Below are 19,332 nucleotides of genomic sequence, written 5' to 3'. Positions count from 1 at the left end.
AACTTACAATGCTTCTCCATATTTCTCTTGAGCCAGAAGTTCAAGGGTGTGGCGAGCCTTGCGAAGGTCTGCAATACCGGCCTTGTCCTCATGGCGAGTTACATATTTAACGATGGTGTGCTGACAGGCATCCAGGCCATTAGCCATGGAATACTGCATGGGCTGAATAGCTAACTTCTTGTAGTGCGAGCCGCCTTCCTGAACAACATAAGCATCACTTGAGGTATCACTTGAAGCGTCACTTTCAGGAGAAGGTGCAGATTCAATACCACGTACAGAACGTGAAGCTGTATCCCACTCCTCTGGAGAGCAGTCATCAAGGGTTTTGCAAGGTGCTGGAGTAGGTTCAGGGGAGGCTTCAGTGGCAGTGACCAGTTCCAAGCAATGGCTAGGAAACCAACCTATATTCAAGCGGACGGTAGAGTCGTCATCATCAATTCCTGCCACTACATAGGGCTTATCATCCCCAACCATTGACTCTTTTACGCTGTCCCAAAGCCAGTAACCCTCCCCAGAACGTACTACCTTAACTTCATCACCAGCCTTGAACTCGGGCTTAGGAACCTCTTCCACTACCTCCTCAGCGACCAGCTCCAAACACTCTGCCGGGTAGTTCTTACCAAAGGGAGTTAAGTGAAAGTCTCCATCCCGATTCACCCTATTAATAGTGCCCTCACGACCAATTGTTTCATCCATGCAGGACACCCAGCGGTCGCCATACCATTCAAGCACTTTATGGGTAACACGTACCTTGTCACCGACTTTGAAAGCAAGCTTCTCAGCTACTTCCTCAAGGACTTCTGATACAACCTCGGCATCGTCTTGAACCAACTCAAAGCACTCTGCGGGAAAGTCATAACAGGAACCTTCCACCCGGTATCCACCGCGACCGTGAGACTTTACTGAGGTTGTTTTGCCTATCATGGAATCCATATCAAACACCCAGCAATTTCCCACCCAGCGAGGGACTTTATGGGTAATACGAACCTTGTCACCGACTTTAAACTCAGGCTTAGGAACCTCTTCAACCAATTCCAAGCAATGGCTAGGGAACCACCCCCTCTCCAAGCGAACAGCTGGTTCATTATCATCAATTTGTTCCACTACATAGGGCTTGTCATTCCCTACTAGCTCTTCTTTTTCACACCCCCAAAGAATGCAACCCTTCCCAGAACGTACAACCTTAACTTCATCACCTTTATTAAAACGCATAACGCGGTTCCTCTTCCTCAGTGCTAGTAGATGGCTCTGTAAAAGTTTCCTGCTCATACAGAAGGCCGGTTTCAAAATCGTATCCAAGCTTTATCGTTACCCCGGCAGCGCGCCCGGTATAACGGTCCTTCAAAATTCTGAACGTCGTTGTCTGACGCTCTTCTTCATCAGCGGCTTGCTGATTCCTTTCCAGGCCGAACATAAAGTGAGCCCAAAAACCGATTGCCCGTGACCCTTTAAATTGCCTGATAGTCACGCGCGCGCCTTCCTCATGAGAACCATGCTCTGGTGTTGTGAGGTGGCTAATAACATGGAGGATTAGGCCGTAGCGTTTCGCCAGCATGGCCATATCAGCAGTGACTCGCTCTAGCTCTTCTTTTTCACTTTTCTCAGAGCCGGTCGCCAAGGCAGTTAGATGGTCTATGTAAAATAGTTTTACGCCCTGACTAGCGAGATAAACGATGTGCTGCTTAATGCTGTCCCACTCGGTCACTCCGAATGAGTCAAAAAGAGTTACCCTGTTTTTTAGTGAGGGCTGTTGGATCGTTTCAACCAGCTCCTCTTGAGTCCATCCTGTATCAGGGATATGGAAGGTTTTCTTAGCAACTTTCCCAGCAATTCTTCTAGCGGCTTCAACTGTGCCCATTTCCAGATAGAACACGCCAACTGGTTTATTCAGCGTCTCAACATCAAAAGCCATTTGCTGAGTGAACAGGTCAGTCTTACCCATGCCTGTCCCTGCGCCAAAGAAGTACACCTCACCTGGGCGGCGTCCGTAGGTGTGTTTGGTGAGTGTTGGGAGGAACCAATCAAGACCGACTTCAACGGGCTTAATAACATCCTCAACCAGTGAATCTAATGTGACCAGACCATCTGGCCTGTAAGGTTCAGCATTCCATACTGCCCTTACCAGCTCCTGTACTAGCCCCTTCTTAAGCATTTCGTTGGGGTCTTTCTCAGGGAGATTCATAACCCTGACGTTGTGATCCATGAGCATCAAAGCAGCTTCAGCCACTGCATCTCGCCCAGGCTCATCCATATCAAAACAGAGAACCACTTCTTCAAAGTTGGCGAGGTATTGAAGGTTGTTGCCAATGGCTTTCTTAACGGACTTAACACCATTTGGAAGAGACACTACAGGGTATTTATTCCCCTGCACCTGACTTAGAGTCAGCATGTCTATTTCACCTTCAGTGATGATGATTTTCTTACCGCCGCTGAAAAGGTGGGCACCTATAAGGGACTCAACTACTCCCTTACCAAGGGTTTTGAATTCCTTGTCCTTGAGCCTTATCTTCTGTCCTATAAGGTTCCTATTAGGGTCTTTTACATCACAAATCTGAGCGGGCTGCCCATCGTAATACCCGACTCTATACCCGTACTTTCTGCATGTATCTGCTTGGATTCCACGGGCTTCAAGAAATATGTAGTCGCCTTGAATAGGCGTGATAGTGGAGGCTGCTGAGCCCCCTTTTGACTTGGCTGGGGATGCCTGACCTGAAAGCTCTTCCTCACTGAAGTAGCTATCGCATTTGAAACAAAACCCAGACTCATCTTCATAAATTTGCAGCGCGTCACTGGAGTCACCACAAGGGCACGGCTCCTTCCTTACGCACTCACCCATCACCGACCTCCCTAGCCCAGGTCAACGCATTCCGTAGGGCTTCAGTCAGTGCTGCTACAACATCTCTCGGGCATGAAGCTGTCTGTATTCCTTTGCTACAGGATTCGCTGAGCTGCTTCTTAACAGCCTTGAATCTCTCTTCAGGGTCAGCTTCATACCTTGCAAAGCCGCTTTTCACTGTGCCGTCATAGACAGCTTTCATTGCGTGCTCTGTTCCTTTCAACTCATGGATGACTGCTGCCAGCCGTGTGATTCCAAATAGTTGAAATGCTTTGTGAGAATCAATTGATCCCCACTTTTCTACGAACTCAATAACTTGTTCTTTCTGGCTCATCCACATCCACCATGAATGCAGGCCCAGCCTCTGGAAACTTTTCCTGAAGGTAATCCACCAGTCCGTTTACAGCGCCCGCTTGAGCCTTTGTGAATTTATCTGTGCCCACTAGCAGGATTAAAATTGATTCCTTATCTACTTGGTGCTCGCCTGTGCAGCACACCTCATCAATCTCTCTACCCTTCTCAACATCACCGTTACGTCTGATGATGTAGTGAGACCTGATTCCCAGCGCACCTTTACTTCTATCAATGCCTTCCATGTCCCACGCTGATTTGTCTTCTGAGTTAGGCGTGAAAGTGGCATCAACCAAAATTGCTCTGGTTACTTTTCTTTTTCCGAACATATTTCTGCGATATGTACTACGACACATCCTCCCAATTCCTTTTCAATCCCCGCCTTAACCAAGCGGAGGTCCGTTACCAAATCATCGTCAACCCAAATTCCAGCAGCCGTTAAAGCATCCAGAAGAGCTTTATTAATGTTGTCTATATCTCTCTTGCGGCGGTCAGGGAGGAAAACTTCAATCCAAACTCTGAGCTTTCCTTGAAGGGGCTGGAGGTTATAGGGAGCAAGGGCAGCTTGAACGGTAGCCCTAAACTCCTTACCGGGCTTTTTGATGTAGACCGAACCAGTGCGGGTGCGGCCATAGTAGTTATTTACTGAGGGTGGGTAAGGCAACTTAAAGGAAACGATATGCGTAGCGTCTTGCTTGTATCCTTTAAAAGTTGAAATTAGGCGCACCCTCATCAGAACCTGAAGGTTCACCCCCAGCGTCATCACTAGCTGAGTCAGGAGTTGACTCATCAGAACTGGCAGCGCCTTTAAAGCCGTCTTCAAATACACCAAAGGCATCAAGAGCGGAGTGCCCGGTTGCTAGTTCATGGATCTGCACAGCTTCTATGTAGCAAGTGAGGTAAAGCTTGCCTTGCACCATTGAGACATTTGGGCGGAACGCTACAACCAGCTTGGAACCGGTATAGAAATCTCCTGTTTTCACAGGGTTCTTAGCAGTATCAATCAAAGGCAATGAACGCTTCTTCATCTCCCCTGTTTTCTTTTCCTTATACAAGGAGTACTGCTTCATCTTCAGAACAAAGTTACCGTTAGGGGTATAGGTTTGCTCCTCACCTTCTCCCTCAACATCGTAATCTTCTTCAATAGGGAGGATTACTTCTGCTTTCTTAGCCTGTGCAGCGGGCTTGCCTCCCTTCTTAACAATCTCTGCACGGAAGTCTTCAACAAGCTTTGCACCCTGCTCACGGAAACGCTCAAGCCAAGCAACATGCTCATCATTCTCCATGTCAAAGACTTGCTTGGTTTCGTAAGTCGGATTCTCCTTGTTGAAGTGGTCATTAGGGGTTACAAGGTGCGGAAATTTCGCCGCTGTAACCGGTGTTAGAATAGTCTTAGCCACTCTTTTTATTACCTGTCATTGTGAATTGAGAAACATTGATACCCGCCTTCATAGCGCGCTTTAAAACTTCAGCGGGGATAGGCAGGCCCTTATCAATGAAGTGTGTGTAAATAGCCGTAAGTGGTTTCATAGAGTCACCTGTTGGTTCAGCTAAATTTTTCTGTGCCTAAGGGCAACAAATCTGCGGGGCACTAAACTTCTGTGCCTAAGGGCAACAAAACACCCCGCTTGTATCGCTTAGTAGACCTGCTAGGCAAAAGCATAGGCGGACTTGTGGATTGCTTCTAAATCCAGACTCCCTTCTTCTGGTAGTTCCGGTACATCCTCTCTGTATTTAGGGGCAACCTGGGCAGTAAGCTGCTCTTTAAGTCGCACTAAGTAGTTCTCGCGGTAAAGCTCAACGAAAGCACGGCGGATTAACCCGAAGAGCTTATCGGTATCTGCTGCATGTGTTCCAAAGGAGTCGTGGATGAGTGCAAAGCTGTTGATACCCTCTTGAGCTGACAGCCCTACCACCATCATCAGGTGACTTGCATCTAGGCTATGTACTACGTTCGGTGAGATGGCGTTTGCTGAAGCGCGTGTATCGGGTTTATCAGTTGCCTCTGCAAGCCTTGGCCAATACGTCTCACCACAAAGAGTTGTGCGTATCCTCCTCTCTTTCATTTCAAAGTATCTTTGCTGAACCGGGAAGCCTAAAGGAGTGGTCCAACTTATGGTGCGACCAGACTTAGTAACCAAGCGAGCTGTCTGCTGCATCCAATCCATAGCCTCAGCGGCTTTCACAACTGTCGCAGTTACCGCAGAGTAAATCTCATCAGCAAGAACATTAGCTGCTAAGTGCCCTCTCCCAGTGAAAGGCCATTGCTCTTCATATTCCTGCTGTGTGATTTCACCCTGCTGAAGTTTGGTGGAAAGCTCCCTGTAAGTTGGGATAAGAATGTCCTCCATAAGCTGCTCTTTAAAACCGAACTTCTTGGAGCCATAAGGAAAAGTCATCACGGCTCGCTTAGTAGTCTTGCGAGTGATACCAAACTTCAGCCAAGCCCATCCTTCCACGACACGGTGATAAATGCTTCGCATCTCCTTGGAAGCCTCACTCAACTTATCTCGCGGGCAATCACTAATCGCTTTCTCTATGGCATTAGTCATTCTCTTGGGGGTGGTGATGCCGTGGTCAGCTGCAATTAGTTTCATCAGCTCCTTAGCTGCTTTTATCGCTGCCTCCTTGTCGCACTTAGTAGGGCTGACGGACGCAATAGACGCAATTACCCTGTCTGCAACCTTCTGGTAGATATCAGCGGGCTTATCAGCAGGCAGTAAGTTTACCTCCCTACCCGTGTCTTCACACCGCAAACAAGCTCCCAGGTTCTGGAGCCCTGAACAAGATCCATCCAAAGCGACTGGTATCCGGCTGGCAAAGCCCACTCCCTCTCTATCCACCCCCACCAGTTCAAAGCAGACTGCCAGTGCTTGCCAAGGTTTATCAGCCTCAGTCCAAAGCAGGTTTGCCAGTGGATCTTGACCGCACCTTATGAACTCACCCCAGTTCTCATTAACGTAAGCAACCCGCTCATCAAAGCTCACTTTATCCACCCCCATAAGATTCGCCATGTGAACCTTAAGCCAGTACAGACCACGCTCACCCAAAGGCTTAGCCTCTGCAAAGTGCAACAGCCCCTTACTGAAGTCAGCCCCTTGCGGTGACAGCGAGCCATTAGTAACTGAGTAAAGACGCCCTCTGAAGTCCAGTTGGTAAGGAAAGTAGATATTCTCAAACCCCCTGTAGCGCTGGGCACATGTGAGCGTCCCCACAAACTGAATGCGGCGGCCTTTGTTAGCCCTGATGCGTTGGAACTGATTGCGACGGTCCTGCCTGTACTCATCAACTTCTTCTTCAGTGGCATTCTCACGGGGCCTTGGAATCGGGTCTTCATCTATCCGCAAAGGCAGCTCAGCCATACCATTGTTCAGTTCATAAGCCTTCTCCATGATTTCCAACACACCCAGGTTAATCTTCCAAGGGGTTTCCTGAGCCGCGTTCAAAGCTGCTCTTATCTCCTTCAACTCCATGTGCGCGAGGTCTGAGAGGTAGGCTTCATTCCGTGTCTTGACCATGTGCAACGGCTTAATCCAGGGAGAGATATAACCACCTCCCTTTGCACTGCCCTCTTCCCATTTATTAGGCGGTACAACCATGGGCTGGTAGCTCACACAAATCTCACTCATCATTTCCACATGGTTCTCAATGGCATCCAAGCAGGCTTTAGTGGGCAGCAGGTACTTGCAGGACTTGTGCCTCTCTCTAGTGTTCTGGATGTAGAAGAGTCCAGTCTTCTCAATGATGATGCTAATCATCTTCGCACCCACAACCACTTGAGTGTCGGTATCCCAACGGTCAGTCTTAAAGTCCTCAGCACTGTTCTGGAAAGTTCTGAAGAGTTCGCGTCTGTAGGTATACCCAATACGCTTTGCAGCCTGAGCTTGCAGCTTCTTGCCAGTCTCCTTGAACTGCTCCCGGTAAGCCTGCCCATTGACCTCATCCATAACGGCTTGGCCAATTTGCCTGCACAGTGTCTGAAGCTGTCTTCCAGCGCTGATGCCATTGAAGAGGAAGCGCATTGCAATGAATATGAGGGGCCTTAGCTCACCCTTCCTGAGATATTTCAGAGCCTTGTTGTGCCTACCAACAGCACTACTATCACGCTCCATCTCCTCCTTTAGAGCCTCTTCACAAATAAGTAGTGAGCGCTTGATGAGAGTCTTGCCGTAACTCGTGTCAGCCTCCTCACCATGCTGCTTGCGGCGCTCAATGGCTTTCAAGTATCGGTGGACACCGTACTCTCTCATTCCCTTTTCAAGCTGCTCTTGCACAAGCACCAAGTCTTCCATAGTAGTTCTCCAGGCAAAGGGGTGGCCGGGTCGCTATTGACCAAGCTTTAAAATCTGTTGGGGGTGTTAGCTAGCTGGGCAGAAGAGCCCGCTTAGAAGTGTCGTGTTGTCATGGCCTGCATCCTTTCTTGAAAGTCCGTGCCTAAGGGCAACATAACTACCCTTGTCTCTCTTATCAGGTCTACTTTATGCGACCTGAAAGGGAAAATAAAGCCCACTGGTGGCGATTGTGGGCGTCATTCCTTTGGTACACGGAACATATTTCGGTACAGTACCGAATCAGGCTTGGCCAAAATGGCAGGATTGAATGACCCTAGAGTGGCCAGAATACCCACCAAAAAATAGAAATCCCTTATGTATCAATGAGTTATAAGAGACTTAAAATCTCCCGGCTTCACGGCCGTGCCGGTTCAAGTCCGGCCCCGGGCACCAATCAGATCTTTGAAATCAATAAGCAACTCCCCACTTCGTGCAAATCTGGCGCACCCCATTTTTAAAGTTAAATTTCTTCCACTGATACACTAGTAGTTACCGTCCCGCTTGCGCCACCAATCAAGCTACACCGAGCTTTGTCGCTAGATAGCTTGAGATCCATCGACCCTCAAGTTTCATTTATAGAGCTACTGAGCCACTAAGCATCAGCACCACCTGGTTGATTATTTCGCGAACATGCAAGACGAAAGAGTGCATGGCTGAAATAAGCTTTAAAGGGCGCGAGGTCTGCAATCTGGTAGTCACCGGAGGAGTCGCACTCTATAACAATCAGGCCGGCTGCTTTTTACCTACCTTCGTTACAGCACCTCTCATTATCGGGATACCCTCTTAGCAGCCAACGGCTTAGCCTTTGAGCTTCTCATGCCTTGGCGCTCAAAGGTGGCACCCCAGCATTTTAAATAAAATACTTATCCACGATGCAGTGAAAATGTGTATGTAGCCAGAACTCCCTGACCTCACCTTTAGTCACCGTCGCAGCTGAAGAGGCTAACCCCACATTATTGGAAACCTATAGGGCAACTAAGAATGTTTTAAAATGGAATTCATTTATAACGAGAGCAGCAGCCTCGAGCTTCCCAGCACCTTCCTTAACAGCCTGAAAAATAGCAACTTACTTAGTCAATATTGGCTGACTTGCAAGTAAATCGCCATTACTACCGATGCAGCAAAGAGAAAAACTCATTGCGTGTAGCTTGGTTACTGCGAAAGGTACCGAGCATAGCCAATGTTCTCATCATTGAATTTTGCTTTTGAGGCCCGCGCATCATCATGCATGTGTGCCCGGCCTCAATAACTACAGCAACTCCGGTAGCACCAATGACACCTTGCAGGGTCTCAGCAATTTGAGTAGTAAGCCTTTCCTGGATTTGCAAGCGACGCGCAAACATATCAACAATACGCGCTAACTTGGAAACACCTAAAATCTTGCCATTAGGGATATAAGCCACATGACTGTGACCTATAAATGGTAGCAAGTGATGCTCACATAAGGAATAAAGCTCGATATCCTTAACTAGCACTATCTCATTGCTATCGAAAGGAAAAATCGCATTGTTGACTACATCTTCGATAGTTTGATCATAACCACGGGTTAGGTATTTCATAGCAGTGGCGGCGCGGTCGGGCGTGTCCTTGAGACCTGGGCGCTGTGGATCCTCACCTATTTCTTCAATAATTCGTGCGTAGTGTTCTTTCATACCATTTCCGCAACATCTTCCAGTCAAGTATGTATTAAAGCTACCACCCACCCTGCTCACTCACAGCCCGGTATCAAGAACCACATAACTCCTGATAAAACCGCCTATACTTAAGGATAGACTCTTTCAAAAAAACTAAAATATAACTGGAATTTACACTGCTTTGGAGAACAACAAACCAACTAGATTATAAATAATCCGCTATCTGAACAATCAAAAGTATATCCCTTAATCATGTTTACCCTCAGACCCCAAGTCGATTAAACAATTTGAAAACAGACCTTTGCCAACTGCATAAACCACACCTAATAAAACTTAATTTTTCATCAGAAAAAATTGAGCAGAGTAATTTTCACTCGAATTCGGGCAGGAAATACAAGAAGAATGAAAAACCACCAGAATCGAAATAATATAAGAATTGTTGTGGTCAACTCCAACCGGACACTTCTTTAAGCACATTTCTCAAATTCGATAGGGGCTAGGTCTCCCAGTGTTGTATGTATTCTGCGTGAGTTGTAATAAGCAATATAGGCTCTTACATCTGCTACCGCATCCTCCCTTGTCGGATAAAGGTTTCCCGTTACCCACTCCCGCTTCAGGCTGCTGAAGAAACGTTCAGTCGGTGCGTTGTCCCAACAATTTCCCTTACGGCTCATTGAACACACCATCCCATGCTGACTCAATAACGTTTGGTAGGTATGGCTGGCATACTGACTGCCACGATCAGAGTGATGCAGGAGACCTTTTGGGGGCGAACGCAAATTGACAGCCATCATCAACGCACGAGTTACCAGGGCCGTTTCCATCTTGCGATCTAGATGCCAACCAATAATCCGGCGCGAATAGAGATCAATCACTACCGCCAAGTACAACCAGCCCTGCGAAGTCCAAATATATGTAATATCAGTCGTCCAAACTTGATTTTTAGCGCTCGGTGAGAACTCCCTATTCAGAAGGTTCTCTGCGACCGGCAGGTGATGTTTACTGTCTGTCGTCAGTGTAAATCGCTTCTTACGCTTTACTGCCAAGCCTAGCTTTTTCATGAGCTTGCGGACTCGATAGCGCCCGACTTCAAAGCCTTCTTTACGTAACAGCTTCATTAACCGACGACTTCCCAGGCTCTGTCTAGATTCTGCAAATAGGGCCTTCAAACGATGGCATAGTTGCCATGTTTGAGCATCTATTGAGCTATTACCACGGCAACACCAATCGTAATAACCAGTTTTACTTACTTGCATTACCCGGCAGAGCACCCTAACAGGAAAGCTGCCTTGCTGTTTTTCAATAAAGCTGTACTTTATTTCATTTCTTTCGCAAAGAAGGCGCTGGCCTTTTTTAGGATTTCTTTCTCCATCCGCAACTGCTTATTTTCACGTCGTAATCGCTCTAATTCTGCGCGCTCACCTACATCCAACCTCACACCGTCTTCTTCCTGCTTCAGTTCCTTTATCCAGCGTCGCAGGTTATTGGCTGTTGTTCCTACAACCTCTGCTGCTTTAGAAATTGAATACCCTTGCTCAGAGACTAGCGCTACGGCGTCTTTCTTAAATTCCGGCTTGAAATGCCGACGTGTACCTTTTGTTGTCATACTTCACCTCGCTTGGTAGTTTTACCATCTTAGCGAAGTGTCCGGAAGGATTAGACCACTACAAATTACAACAAATAACAGATCGCATTTATTCTCAGCAATTTAAAACTCGATTTACGATATAGAATATAATCATTAAGTACACTTTATTTTTTTGTTGTTTTTTATGGTCAGCCTTATATTAGGAATAGCTATATGGCATATCAAATCACAAAAACATTTAAGTTAGACATGGGCCATCGAACATGGAATCAGGACATGCGCAAAGGACGCGGCAAAGAGTTCTACTCTGATGATATGCCGTATCCTTATAACAAATGCGCAAATCTACATGGCCACTCATTGTTAGTTTCAGTGACCTTATCTAGTGAAACAGTAGATCGCCAGAACTTTGTCATGGATACAGACCTGTTTAAGGCACCTTTTCAAAAGATTATTGATCAAATGGATCATTCATTTATTGTTGATAAAAATGACCCACTATACCCAGACATAAAAAAATTGTGGAGAAGGACAACTTAAGATTATATGTTGTCGACTTTTCCCCTAGCTTTGAGGCTTTGGCCAAATACTTTTATGGGTGTATGAAGGATATTATTGGCAAAACTGAACACGCGGGAGAAATTGAAGTACGCGAGGTAACAGTTACTGGTGAGCATATGACGGTAGAAGCAAGATACGGTATTAGTTAAAATTTTTGGAATTTCATAGCGCCCCTGCTATTTCTATAGACACAGAAATACCAGTCACTGCAATGATACTTTAACCCACCCTCTAAAGGGGCCGAAACATACACCAAAGATACAAACCAATATCCGAATCAATCCTACCATTTCGGTAGCTCCAGTATCCGAGCCAACACTTCCGGAAGGGAGAATTTGAGGCAATACATCTCCCCTATCACCATAACTTTAATTCCGACCTTTATTGGACGACCAGAGGTTCTAAGCAGCACCTCCATGCCTGTACACCCAAAAGCACAGAAAAAAGAATCAAGCCTACCCCCTCAATGGCCAATGTATGCCATACGCTCATTTAACTACCCTAAACTAGAAATGAAATAAACCGACCAAGGAAGAATAAAAAAAACCGGCTTGGGGGCCGGTTCAAGAAAGGATGGTTGCTGCATGAAAACCAAAGCAGCTGTGAATATATTACCCCTCATACTAGAGAGCTGCCAATATATACAGCTGTATGAATATACAGCATTGGATGACATGCACGCCAATTTGAGAATCAGGCTTTGAAGCATTTAGTTTCGAGCGTTTCCGTTCTTTTGATGGTTGCTTAAAGAGGGGCATATCACTTCCCTAATTGAGTACTCAAGTTTAGCCAAGATCCTAGCAAATCTATATTTCTACAACGACATGTGTGTGTTGGTTTCAATTAAAAGAGATCGGTCCACTCAACACAACGCTTAAGCTCGATTGGCTTAGGGAGAGAATAGCGCACCCGAATAGCAGCGCTACCGAGCCAGTCATTCCAGAGTACTATTGTTCAATAATCCAGCAATGTTAAAAGTGGCACTCAGGTAAGCAATGGGATTAAGCTGCTCATAATACAAGAAAACTCTCGCATTCATCGCTGTCGCCAATGCGTATAAATTAGATACAAATTGCAGGTATAATCACCACCCAATATACCCTTTAGTACCTTAATTCAATTAGCTCGCTCCAGCTGGTTATACTCAACTAAAGCGAAGGTGGTTACTCAAAAGTTCCAATACACACTTGCTCCAAAAACCCATCTAAGTTTTTTGAGGTAATCACCAAGAACAAAAAGTGATCGACCGCAAGATACACAGGCCCCAGCTTTTATGAAAAACTTACAAAAAAAGATTCCAATGAAGATAAAGACATCACCTATAAACGCATTAATTTCTGCACTTTTCACTATTACGCTTTCCAGCTTCAGCCATGCAAAGGAGGCTGAGCAGGTTGAATTTCTGAACCCAACAGGATCAGCCTCTAAGCTACCGTTTTCAGAGGCTGTAAAAGTTGGCAACCAGCTATTTCTATCTGGCCAAATAGGGCTTTCACCGGAGACTAAGCGGTTAGCCCAAGGGGGATTCGCTGCGGAGACCAAACAGACTCTAGACAACATAAAGCAAACTCTAGAGCGCTACGACTACGAAATGAAAGATGTCGTTAAATGCATGGTCATTTTAACAGATATCAAGAATTTCCCTGAATTCAACAACATCTACCAGAAAGCTTTTGCCTCCCCCTACCCTGCAAGGACTACCTTTGCAGTGGAGTCCCTAGCGCTGGACGCCCAAATTGAAATTGAGTGCATCGCTGCCAAGTAGCTATTAGTTGAGATCTGAGGTGGTAAAATCATCCACCTCGGATAGTTCGCGTTTAATTCCGAAGGTGTTTGAGGCAAGCCATATAGCGCCTTCATCAAGCCTGATTAGCCACGCGTAAGCTCAATTGTTTCCAAAATTCTTTTAAAGCTCTCTGTTATCCTGGCCATATCTTCATTCGTGGAATTAACAATAAGCCAATAAGCATCTTTCCTTCCAACAACAAGGCTCAACATTTGAACGGATTTATCCCCTTCACTAAACCATTCTACAGTCTTGTAGCTCACCTTTAACCCTGACTTTGTTGTCAACTCCCCTTCATTTGAAGTTTTTACTTTTTTTTGGCCCGAAGACTTCTGGAACTCCTTTAATATCATTCGCCAATATAGTTCATGCTTCTGCCCTCCTCGCTCACGATCAGTAACAACCAGGTAGTCCAGCTCATCGCCATTCCAGCTCAGAAGAATTTCTTCATCAGGACTATAATCAGGCACAACCTGAAAAGTTAGATCCATCTCTGAAGGTGGGTTAACTTTAATATACTCTGCAATTTTCAGCTCTTCCGCTTGAGACGCATAGGAAGTAATACAAAACAATACAGCAATGAATATCCGCTTCACCAAATTTACCCTAAACAAATGTAAAACCACACCGTATATCTATGACAATACAGTTACCTTCTATGAGCTTAATTATTAAAAATAAAGGAATCAACTTCTTTGCGCACGGAGCCACTCATTTGTGATTACATCATACATCCGTAACTCTGACACCCCCTCGCAAATGGTACGATATAAATATCACAGGGTCGCCTAAACGACCCTGTGATACCTCAGGAAATCAACAACCCGGCTTACTTATCTAAAAGTTGAAATCATCCAGCTTCCACCAGCAGTGCCCATCGCCAGGTATATCAAAGCCAGCTGATGTAATTCGGCCTTAAAGCGGTTGTATCCGTTAAATACAAAGGAACCAAAATTGGGGTCAAAAAGTCTCCAGGTATTACCATTCTGTACTTGAATTGCAATTGCATGGCCGCTGTTGGGGCCCAGGAATCCTATCAATGCAAAGCCTTGATTAAGGCGGGCCATCCCCTGCCGTATCCATCGCAAAAATGTGGAAAAAGGCTCAAACGGGTTCAACTGATGCCCACGGGCGATACAGTGCTCGGTATACCCATCTGTCCGACAAATCGTCCTTAACCCTGACGATATACCCATCACATTTCCCTGGATCTGCTGCTGTGCGGAAATTGCCCTTTGCATTGTATAGATAGGCTGCCCAAAGGTGGTGGTCGACCCGCCAACAGCCCTTAAAAACATACCTGGAGCTGCTCTGTTGAGGGCGTTTCCAATTCCCGTATTATGGTAACGCTGTTGCAGTCCTGCCTGGAGGTGCATATTTATATGGCCGCCGGGTTGCAAGCCGAGTCTCACCCACATGTAGGATAATGCGTAACAAACTCCGCGCCTTACGTCATTGTGGACACCGGGTTGGATGTAATTTGCTTGATCCAATAGAAATTCTGTTTCTGTTAGTTTCGGATTGAACATGGAGGTCTCCCTATTCTTTAGAGATAGTGGACTTTTGCCTATCCGCGGTATCGCGGCCCATGTTCTATTTTTCTCACCTACAGTTTTATCTCTATCAATTTTCTTGTGGCTCTTTTAGCTTTAAGACATTTTAAAAAGTAAACCGGAATTTGATTACACTTAATTTCAATTAGCTTTTCAGGATGTTAAGGTCAAAATATGATACAAATTTCCATTTTAAACTGCGTTTGGATAAGTGCAGAAAGTAAATTTAGTTTAATCATATGCGTGTGCAAGTATTGCGCTGGTAATAACAAACCCATCAGAACAGTGAGCTATCAAATACCAGCGCTAATATATCTGTTGAGAAGGCTGCAGAATCTAAATTCAACCTTCCTATATGATATTAACTGGGAAGTTGAGTAAGGAAGAAATCTCTCAGGTTCTCACCCATTACTTTTCGGATCTCTTCTTCAGTAAACCCTTGCCGAAGCATTTCTGCGGTAAGCACGCCCAGTTCACTTACGTCAAATGCAACCTTTACACTGCCGTCATAATCTGACCCCAATGCGACATGATCCACGCCCAGTGTATCAATGGCATAACGAATGGATTTAACAATGCTCTTGGGGCTTGTATCGCAGACAGCACCAGGCCAGAAACCAATTCCAACCAAGCCTCCTTTACCCGCTATCTCCTTCATTAGCTCGTCACTGATATTCCGGCGTGAGTTACACGCCCCTTGAAGCCCGGTATGGGAAACAATCACTGGGCGCTCGGCAATATCCAAAACTTCGCGGACGACCTGCTCGGAGGAGTGGGCGACGTCAATCACAATAGAGCGCCTTTCCATCTCCTGCACTGCTTCCCGGCCAAATGCGCTCAAACCCTGCCCGCTTTCTCCATGCAGGGAGCCACCCAGCTCATTGTCAAAAAAGTGTTGCAACCCCATCACCCGGAAACCAGCATCGTATAGGTGGCCGATGTTTTCGATCTTCCCTTCCAAAGGATGGGCACCTTCAGTGCCAAGGAGTGCAGCCAAAACCTCTTCGCCCTGCTTCCTTGCTGCAAGCACCTGTTGTAAATCTGCCGCACTTTTGACGATACGTATTTGGTCAGGCGCAGATTGCTGTAGCGCATTAACACGCTCTGCATGATAGAGCGCCCGTTCATACAAGCTGCCCCACGCCTTTACTGGCCACGCCTGAGCAATGGCCAATAAGGTTATATTATCGCCAGCTTTGCTGGAATTCTTTTGATAGTTCTGCCCCCGGGGAGACTTGGTAACTGATGTGAAGACCTGGATACCCAGGTTACCTTCTCGCGCCCGGGGAAGGTCCAGATGACCATAGTCGGCTCGCTTCCTCAAATCCCTGGCCCACAGGAAACTATCTGCGTGGAGATCACCTACCAATAGACTTTGGTGTAGTGCTTTAGCCTCAGGTGACAGCGCTGCAATTTTGCCAGGCTCTACTTTGTTCATCGACTTTTCAATAGCCGGAAGCAAAAGCCATTTCCAGCTGGCGAACAATATCACCACCATTGTTGTCAGAAGAATGAACCACTTGCTCATCTATTGTCTCCATTAGTAGAAATCCATGGGAAAGTTTGCACAGAGGCAACAACCTTCTTCGATCCATCAGGATCGCAGAATGAAGCAATTCGAGGGGCTGCTCAATAAGCAAGCAAGAGAAATAAAACTGTGGTGGTCGTGGAATAAGCGCTGGGACACCAACCTCGTATTTATCAGAAGAGAGAAAAATGAAGGACAAGCAGTGATCAAACTTTTACAACTGAACTTACTCGTATTATTCGCTCTATTCATGGGTGGTTGCGCCGCTTTATCGCCCAATTTTCAGCAGCCCGAGGTTGAGATTATTGGGCTGGAGCCGCTTCCTCCTGCCGTCGGCAGCGATCTGCGCTTCAGAATCCATTTGCGCATTTTCAACCCTAACAACCAAGAGCTACCCCTCTCCGGGATCTACTACAAGCTCAGTCTTGCCGGCCACAAAGTGATGACAGGAACCTCAAACAACTTATTGCCCATTGCCCCCTATGGCCAGGATGACATCTCGGTGGACGCAACTGCGAGCTGGATGGGGTCTCTATTCGCCGCCGCTGAATTAGCGAATAGAGGGCAGCAATCGGTACCCTATGAACTTCAGGCAAAAATTGGCCTGAGCAGGTCCATTGTGCCTTCCATTACAGTGCAGCGAAGTGGCGAAGTTCGACTGAATCAGAATCCGGGCCTCTACCACTAGTCCAAGCCTACTCACTTTGGATATAGCGTTTTAATCTCCCCAGTCGCCGACCTTGTCGGCACCGGGGATCTGATACTCGAGATAGTCTTCAACAGTGAATGGCATCTCACTGATGACTGCGCGCACGCGCTCACCAATAGCCTGTGTCTCAGGGCGCGCATTGGCCAGCCCGGTATAGGGTATGCCTTTGCCGCTGGCTACGTCTGGATATTTACGTTTGAATAAACGGTGGCGAGCCACCATATGATTGAACTGGCCCTGGGTGTAAATTAACGGCACCAACTGCGGGGACTCCTCCCGGGGGTCCATATATAAATCGTAATAAGCCTCCGGCATCCCCGACCCTGCCACCTCCCCCGCTCCCAGCCAATGCCTCTTATATCGCCCCTTTACTGTTGCCCCCAATTCCTTACCCGTATAAATAAATACATAATCCCGGCGGCCATGAGTATCGCCGTTTAGGAACAGAGCGGTCTGGTCGAGGCCATCAACGACGCGATCCGTGGGAATAGCATCAGTTGCTCCACCCAAGCGAGCGAAAGTCGTATACAGGTCAGTGATATGAATAATATCTCCTGCCGTTTGTCCCGCTTCGATAGTTCCTGGCCACCAGGCAAAAGCAGGTACGCGAACGCCGCCCTCAGTAAAATCCCCTTTGCCACCCCGATACAACATGGGCAGCATTCCCCACCCCGCCGGCGGACTGTGGACCATAGGACCGTTATCCGCCATTGCAACGAACAAGGTATTTTCAGCGAGCCCTAAGCTTTTCAATTCTTGCATCAGCACCCCGACAAAGTTATCCATCGCCGGGAAGGCATCGGCAACCATCAGCCCGGCTACCGAGCGCTTGGGGTTATACATCGCCATGAAATTAAGGAGATTGGGCCAGTAGGCAACGAAAAACGGTTTCTTCTGCTCTGCACTGCGACGAATAAAGGCCAGCGTTCTCTGTTCTGCTTCTGGATCAAACTTGGCGAAGCACTCGTTGGATGTTCCGCACCATTCCCTCCCGGGTTGTCCCTTTTTCCCTTCAATATTCATTACCCAGCCAGCGGGAATCAGACCAGGGCTGTCCAACTGATAGGGGTCAGGTGGATAGATTTCGGGGAACATGCCCAGCACCGCATTTGCTACATTTGCCTGGGGGTTAAACAGGGAGGTAATCTGGTTCATCGGAGTGAACAACGCCTCATCGAACCCCTGATTGTGTAAATAACTCTCCTCGATATCTCCAAGGTGCCCCTTGCCGAAAAAGCCTGTCGTATAACCCGCTTGCGAAAGTACCTCGGCAATAGTGACTTCTTCTGCGCGTAGACCAGAAAACTCATGGGGCATACCCACTTCACCCATGCCATAGCGCACCGGTAGCCGTCCGGTGAGCGCAGCAGCGCGGGTTGGTGTGCATGAGGGCTCAGAGTACATGCGGGTAAAGTTGATACCCTCTGAAGCCATCTGATTTAGATTTGGCGTTGAGTAGCCAAAGTTCTTTTGTAACGCAGGAAAGCCAACAGCTCCAAATGCAGTGTCATCCCACAGCAGGAATACGATATTCGGTGGCTGTCCATATTTCTGCCGCAACTGCTGTAAGCGTTGCTCAAGCTCCGCATCCTCTTGATCCCAACGTTCGCCGTTTTGCATCTTGAGAATATAAAACTCGGCATCGTGTACAACTTGCCCCTCGACATTGAGAGTGATGCAAAGCAGCCAGATCATAATCAGGTGGCTTTTGACGGACATGAGCTTCCTATAGATCGCAGAAAAGTATCTAACAATTTAGAGGAGCGCAGGGGCTTGGAAGAGGAAGAGCGAGTTTAAGCGGGGTAAAGAGCGCCTCGTTTTCCAGCAAATGCCAGAGTCGAGGCGCCAATTTCGTGAGAGAAGTAACTCCCCTCTATCTACTTATCCCGGCTGTCGGCCATAAGGGCCGGCCATGCGGCGCGCAAGTACATCACCATCGTCCACAAGGTGAGGCCGGCAGCGATATAGAGCAGCAGGTATCCAATAGTTTCCATCACCGGAAACTCTCTAACATCGAAGGCAAGCAGAACAAGAATTGCTGCCATCTGTGCGGTGGTTTTGACTTTGCCTACATAGGAAACGGCAACACTGCTGCGCTGCCCCAGCTCAGCCATCCACTCCCGCAACCCAGAGACCGCGATCTCTCGACAGATGATCACCGCCGCAGCAATCGCAAACAGCGGATTGTCATGCAGTCCCACCAGCAAGACCAATGCCGTAGCCACCATTAGCTTATCGGCAACCGGGTCCAGAAAGGCACCGAGGGCAGTACTCTGATTTAATTTTCTGGCGAGATAGCCATCAAGCCAATCGGTAATTGCGGCAACTGCAAAAATTGCAGCAGAAGCAATGTAACTCCACTTGTACGGCAAATAGAAAACCAAAACAAAAAATGGGATCAAAGCAACACGTAGCAGTGTCAGTTGATTGGCGATTGTCATACTTTTCTCTATTC

At 47.1% G+C, this 19,332-nt stretch carries 18 protein-coding genes; 3 read left to right on the top strand and 15 right to left on the bottom strand.

Features of this window, described 5'->3' with window-relative positions; genetic code table 11:
- Positions 1 to 3: 3 nt before the first annotated feature.
- The 10 genes from ACJJIS_RS09440 to ACJJIS_RS09395 all read right to left on the bottom strand — a co-directional run bounded on the left by ACJJIS_RS09440 (position 4) and on the right by ACJJIS_RS09395 (position 10,758).
- Complete coding sequence (locus ACJJIS_RS09440; protein ID WP_475710102.1) at positions 4 to 1,212, bottom strand: hypothetical protein; 1,209 nt, start codon at positions 1,210 to 1,212, stop codon at positions 4 to 6.
- A complete protein-coding gene (locus tag ACJJIS_RS09435) occupies positions 1,202 to 2,836 on the bottom strand; it encodes a DnaB-like helicase C-terminal domain-containing protein (RefSeq protein ID WP_475710101.1) in 1,635 nt (544 codons plus the stop codon). Before ACJJIS_RS09435 ends, ACJJIS_RS09440 begins: the two co-directional genes overlap by 11 nt.
- Entirely contained in the window at positions 2,829 to 3,170 is a 342-nt protein-coding gene (locus tag ACJJIS_RS09430) for a helix-turn-helix domain-containing protein (protein ID WP_475710100.1), read from the bottom strand. Before ACJJIS_RS09430 ends, ACJJIS_RS09435 begins: the two co-directional genes overlap by 8 nt.
- Entirely contained in the window at positions 3,145 to 3,516 is a 372-nt protein-coding gene (locus tag ACJJIS_RS09425) for an N-acetylmuramoyl-L-alanine amidase (protein ID WP_371839845.1), read from the bottom strand. The genes ACJJIS_RS09430 and ACJJIS_RS09425 overlap by 26 nt, the downstream gene beginning before the upstream one ends.
- Complete coding sequence (locus ACJJIS_RS09420) at positions 3,495 to 3,914, bottom strand: RusA family crossover junction endodeoxyribonuclease (protein WP_475710099.1); 420 nt, start codon at positions 3,912 to 3,914, stop codon at positions 3,495 to 3,497. The genes ACJJIS_RS09425 and ACJJIS_RS09420 overlap by 22 nt, the downstream gene beginning before the upstream one ends.
- A complete protein-coding gene (locus tag ACJJIS_RS09415) occupies positions 3,892 to 4,587 on the bottom strand; it encodes a hypothetical protein (protein WP_475710098.1) in 696 nt (231 codons plus the stop codon). The genes ACJJIS_RS09420 and ACJJIS_RS09415 overlap by 23 nt, the downstream gene beginning before the upstream one ends.
- Complete coding sequence (locus tag ACJJIS_RS09410) at positions 4,580 to 4,717, bottom strand: hypothetical protein (RefSeq protein ID WP_444957581.1); 138 nt, start codon at positions 4,715 to 4,717, stop codon at positions 4,580 to 4,582. Before ACJJIS_RS09410 ends, ACJJIS_RS09415 begins: the two co-directional genes overlap by 8 nt.
- A 119-nt stretch (positions 4,718 to 4,836) precedes the next feature.
- Positions 4,837 to 7,479, bottom strand: coding sequence for a DNA-directed RNA polymerase (locus ACJJIS_RS09405; protein ID WP_475710097.1), 2,643 nt, complete (start codon positions 7,477 to 7,479; stop codon positions 4,837 to 4,839).
- Positions 7,480 to 8,627: 1,148 nt separating this feature from the next.
- Entirely contained in the window at positions 8,628 to 9,170 is a 543-nt protein-coding gene (gene folE, locus ACJJIS_RS09400) for a GTP cyclohydrolase I FolE (RefSeq protein ID WP_475710096.1), read from the bottom strand.
- A gap of 449 nt (positions 9,171 to 9,619) precedes the next feature.
- Positions 9,620 to 10,758, bottom strand: a protein-coding gene (locus tag ACJJIS_RS09395) for an IS3 family transposase (RefSeq protein ID WP_475708187.1) whose coding sequence is annotated in 2 segments (ribosomal slippage) — positions 9,620 to 10,509 and positions 10,509 to 10,758 — 1,140 coding nt in all. Because the reading frame shifts where the segments join, the coding sequence is not laid out codon by codon here.
- Between the two features lie 195 nt (positions 10,759 to 10,953).
- On the opposite strand from ACJJIS_RS09395, the gene ACJJIS_RS09390 reads away from it, so the two are divergent.
- Positions 10,954 to 11,280: a 6-pyruvoyl trahydropterin synthase family protein gene (locus tag ACJJIS_RS09390; protein ID WP_475710095.1), complete on the top strand. Its 327-nt coding sequence runs from the start codon at positions 10,954 to 10,956 to the stop codon at positions 11,278 to 11,280.
- Between the two features lie 1,294 nt (positions 11,281 to 12,574).
- Positions 12,575 to 13,066: a RidA family protein gene (locus ACJJIS_RS09385; RefSeq protein WP_475710094.1), complete on the top strand. Its 492-nt coding sequence runs from the start codon at positions 12,575 to 12,577 to the stop codon at positions 13,064 to 13,066.
- Positions 13,067 to 13,170: 104 nt separating this feature from the next.
- On the opposite strand, the gene ACJJIS_RS09380 is transcribed toward ACJJIS_RS09385, so the two are convergent.
- The 3 genes from ACJJIS_RS09380 to ACJJIS_RS09370 form a co-directional block, all read right to left on the bottom strand.
- The gene (locus ACJJIS_RS09380; RefSeq protein WP_475710093.1) at positions 13,171 to 13,683 is read right to left on the bottom strand and encodes a hypothetical protein; all 513 of its coding nucleotides are present in this window, start codon (positions 13,681 to 13,683) and stop codon (positions 13,171 to 13,173) included.
- A gap of 237 nt (positions 13,684 to 13,920) precedes the next feature.
- Positions 13,921 to 14,616, bottom strand: coding sequence for a YopT-type cysteine protease domain-containing protein (locus ACJJIS_RS09375; RefSeq protein ID WP_475710092.1), 696 nt, complete (start codon positions 14,614 to 14,616; stop codon positions 13,921 to 13,923).
- A gap of 385 nt (positions 14,617 to 15,001) precedes the next feature.
- Positions 15,002 to 16,168: a dipeptidase gene (locus ACJJIS_RS09370; RefSeq protein WP_444905357.1), complete on the bottom strand. Its 1,167-nt coding sequence runs from the start codon at positions 16,166 to 16,168 to the stop codon at positions 15,002 to 15,004.
- Positions 16,169 to 16,247: 79 nt separating this feature from the next.
- Here ACJJIS_RS09370 and ACJJIS_RS09365 point away from each other — a divergent pair, with 79 nt between their 5' ends.
- Positions 16,248 to 16,856, top strand: a complete 609-nt coding sequence (locus tag ACJJIS_RS09365; protein WP_444905358.1) for an LEA/WHy family protein — start codon at positions 16,248 to 16,250, stop codon at positions 16,854 to 16,856.
- Positions 16,857 to 16,886: 30 nt separating this feature from the next.
- Here the strand turns inward: ACJJIS_RS09365 and ACJJIS_RS09360 are convergent, their stop codons facing one another.
- Both ACJJIS_RS09360 and pgsA read right to left on the bottom strand, forming a co-directional pair.
- A complete protein-coding gene (locus tag ACJJIS_RS09360) occupies positions 16,887 to 18,596 on the bottom strand; it encodes a sulfatase-like hydrolase/transferase (protein WP_475710091.1) in 1,710 nt (569 codons plus the stop codon).
- A 158-nt stretch (positions 18,597 to 18,754) separates the two neighbouring features.
- Positions 18,755 to 19,318 carry a CDP-diacylglycerol--glycerol-3-phosphate 3-phosphatidyltransferase gene (gene pgsA / locus ACJJIS_RS09355; protein ID WP_413665675.1) on the bottom strand — a complete coding sequence of 188 codons (564 nt, stop codon included), beginning with the start codon at positions 19,316 to 19,318 and terminating at the stop codon, positions 18,755 to 18,757.
- Positions 19,319 to 19,332 lie beyond the last annotated feature (14 nt).

The sequence above is a fragment of the Microbulbifer maximicatervae (SeqCode) genome (assembly GCF_056231245.1).
Note: the sequence above shows the minus strand (reverse complement) of the source record. Positions and strands in the feature narration are given on the sequence as shown.

Excerpts from the sequence above, each read along its gene's own strand:
- ACJJIS_RS09440 (WP_475710102.1), bottom strand. The coding sequence starts at position 1,212 with ATGCGTTTTAATAAAGGTGATGAAGTTAAGGTTGTACGTTCTGGGAAG.
- ACJJIS_RS09435 (WP_475710101.1), bottom strand. The coding sequence starts at position 2,836 with ATGGGTGAGTGCGTAAGGAAGGAGCCGTGCCCTTGTGGTGACTCCAGT.
- ACJJIS_RS09430 (WP_475710100.1), bottom strand. The coding sequence starts at position 3,170 with ATGAGCCAGAAAGAACAAGTTATTGAGTTCGTAGAAAAGTGGGGATCA.
- ACJJIS_RS09425 (WP_371839845.1), bottom strand. The coding sequence starts at position 3,516 with ATGTTCGGAAAAAGAAAAGTAACCAGAGCAATTTTGGTTGATGCCACT.
- ACJJIS_RS09410 (WP_444957581.1), bottom strand. The coding sequence starts at position 4,717 with ATGAAACCACTTACGGCTATTTACACACACTTCATTGATAAGGGCCTG.
- ACJJIS_RS09405 (WP_475710097.1), bottom strand. The coding sequence starts at position 7,479 with ATGGAAGACTTGGTGCTTGTGCAAGAGCAGCTTGAAAAGGGAATGAGA.
- folE (WP_475710096.1), bottom strand. The coding sequence starts at position 9,170 with ATGAAAGAACACTACGCACGAATTATTGAAGAAATAGGTGAGGATCCA.
- ACJJIS_RS09390 (WP_475710095.1), top strand. The coding sequence starts at position 10,954 with ATGGCATATCAAATCACAAAAACATTTAAGTTAGACATGGGCCATCGA.
- ACJJIS_RS09385 (WP_475710094.1), top strand. The coding sequence starts at position 12,575 with ATGAAAAACTTACAAAAAAAGATTCCAATGAAGATAAAGACATCACCT.
- ACJJIS_RS09375 (WP_475710092.1), bottom strand. The coding sequence starts at position 14,616 with ATGTTCAATCCGAAACTAACAGAAACAGAATTTCTATTGGATCAAGCA.
- ACJJIS_RS09370 (WP_444905357.1), bottom strand. The coding sequence starts at position 16,168 with ATGAGCAAGTGGTTCATTCTTCTGACAACAATGGTGGTGATATTGTTC.
- ACJJIS_RS09365 (WP_444905358.1), top strand. The coding sequence starts at position 16,248 with ATGAAGCAATTCGAGGGGCTGCTCAATAAGCAAGCAAGAGAAATAAAA.
- ACJJIS_RS09360 (WP_475710091.1), bottom strand. The coding sequence starts at position 18,596 with ATGTCCGTCAAAAGCCACCTGATTATGATCTGGCTGCTTTGCATCACT.
- pgsA (WP_413665675.1), bottom strand. The coding sequence starts at position 19,318 with ATGACAATCGCCAATCAACTGACACTGCTACGTGTTGCTTTGATCCCA.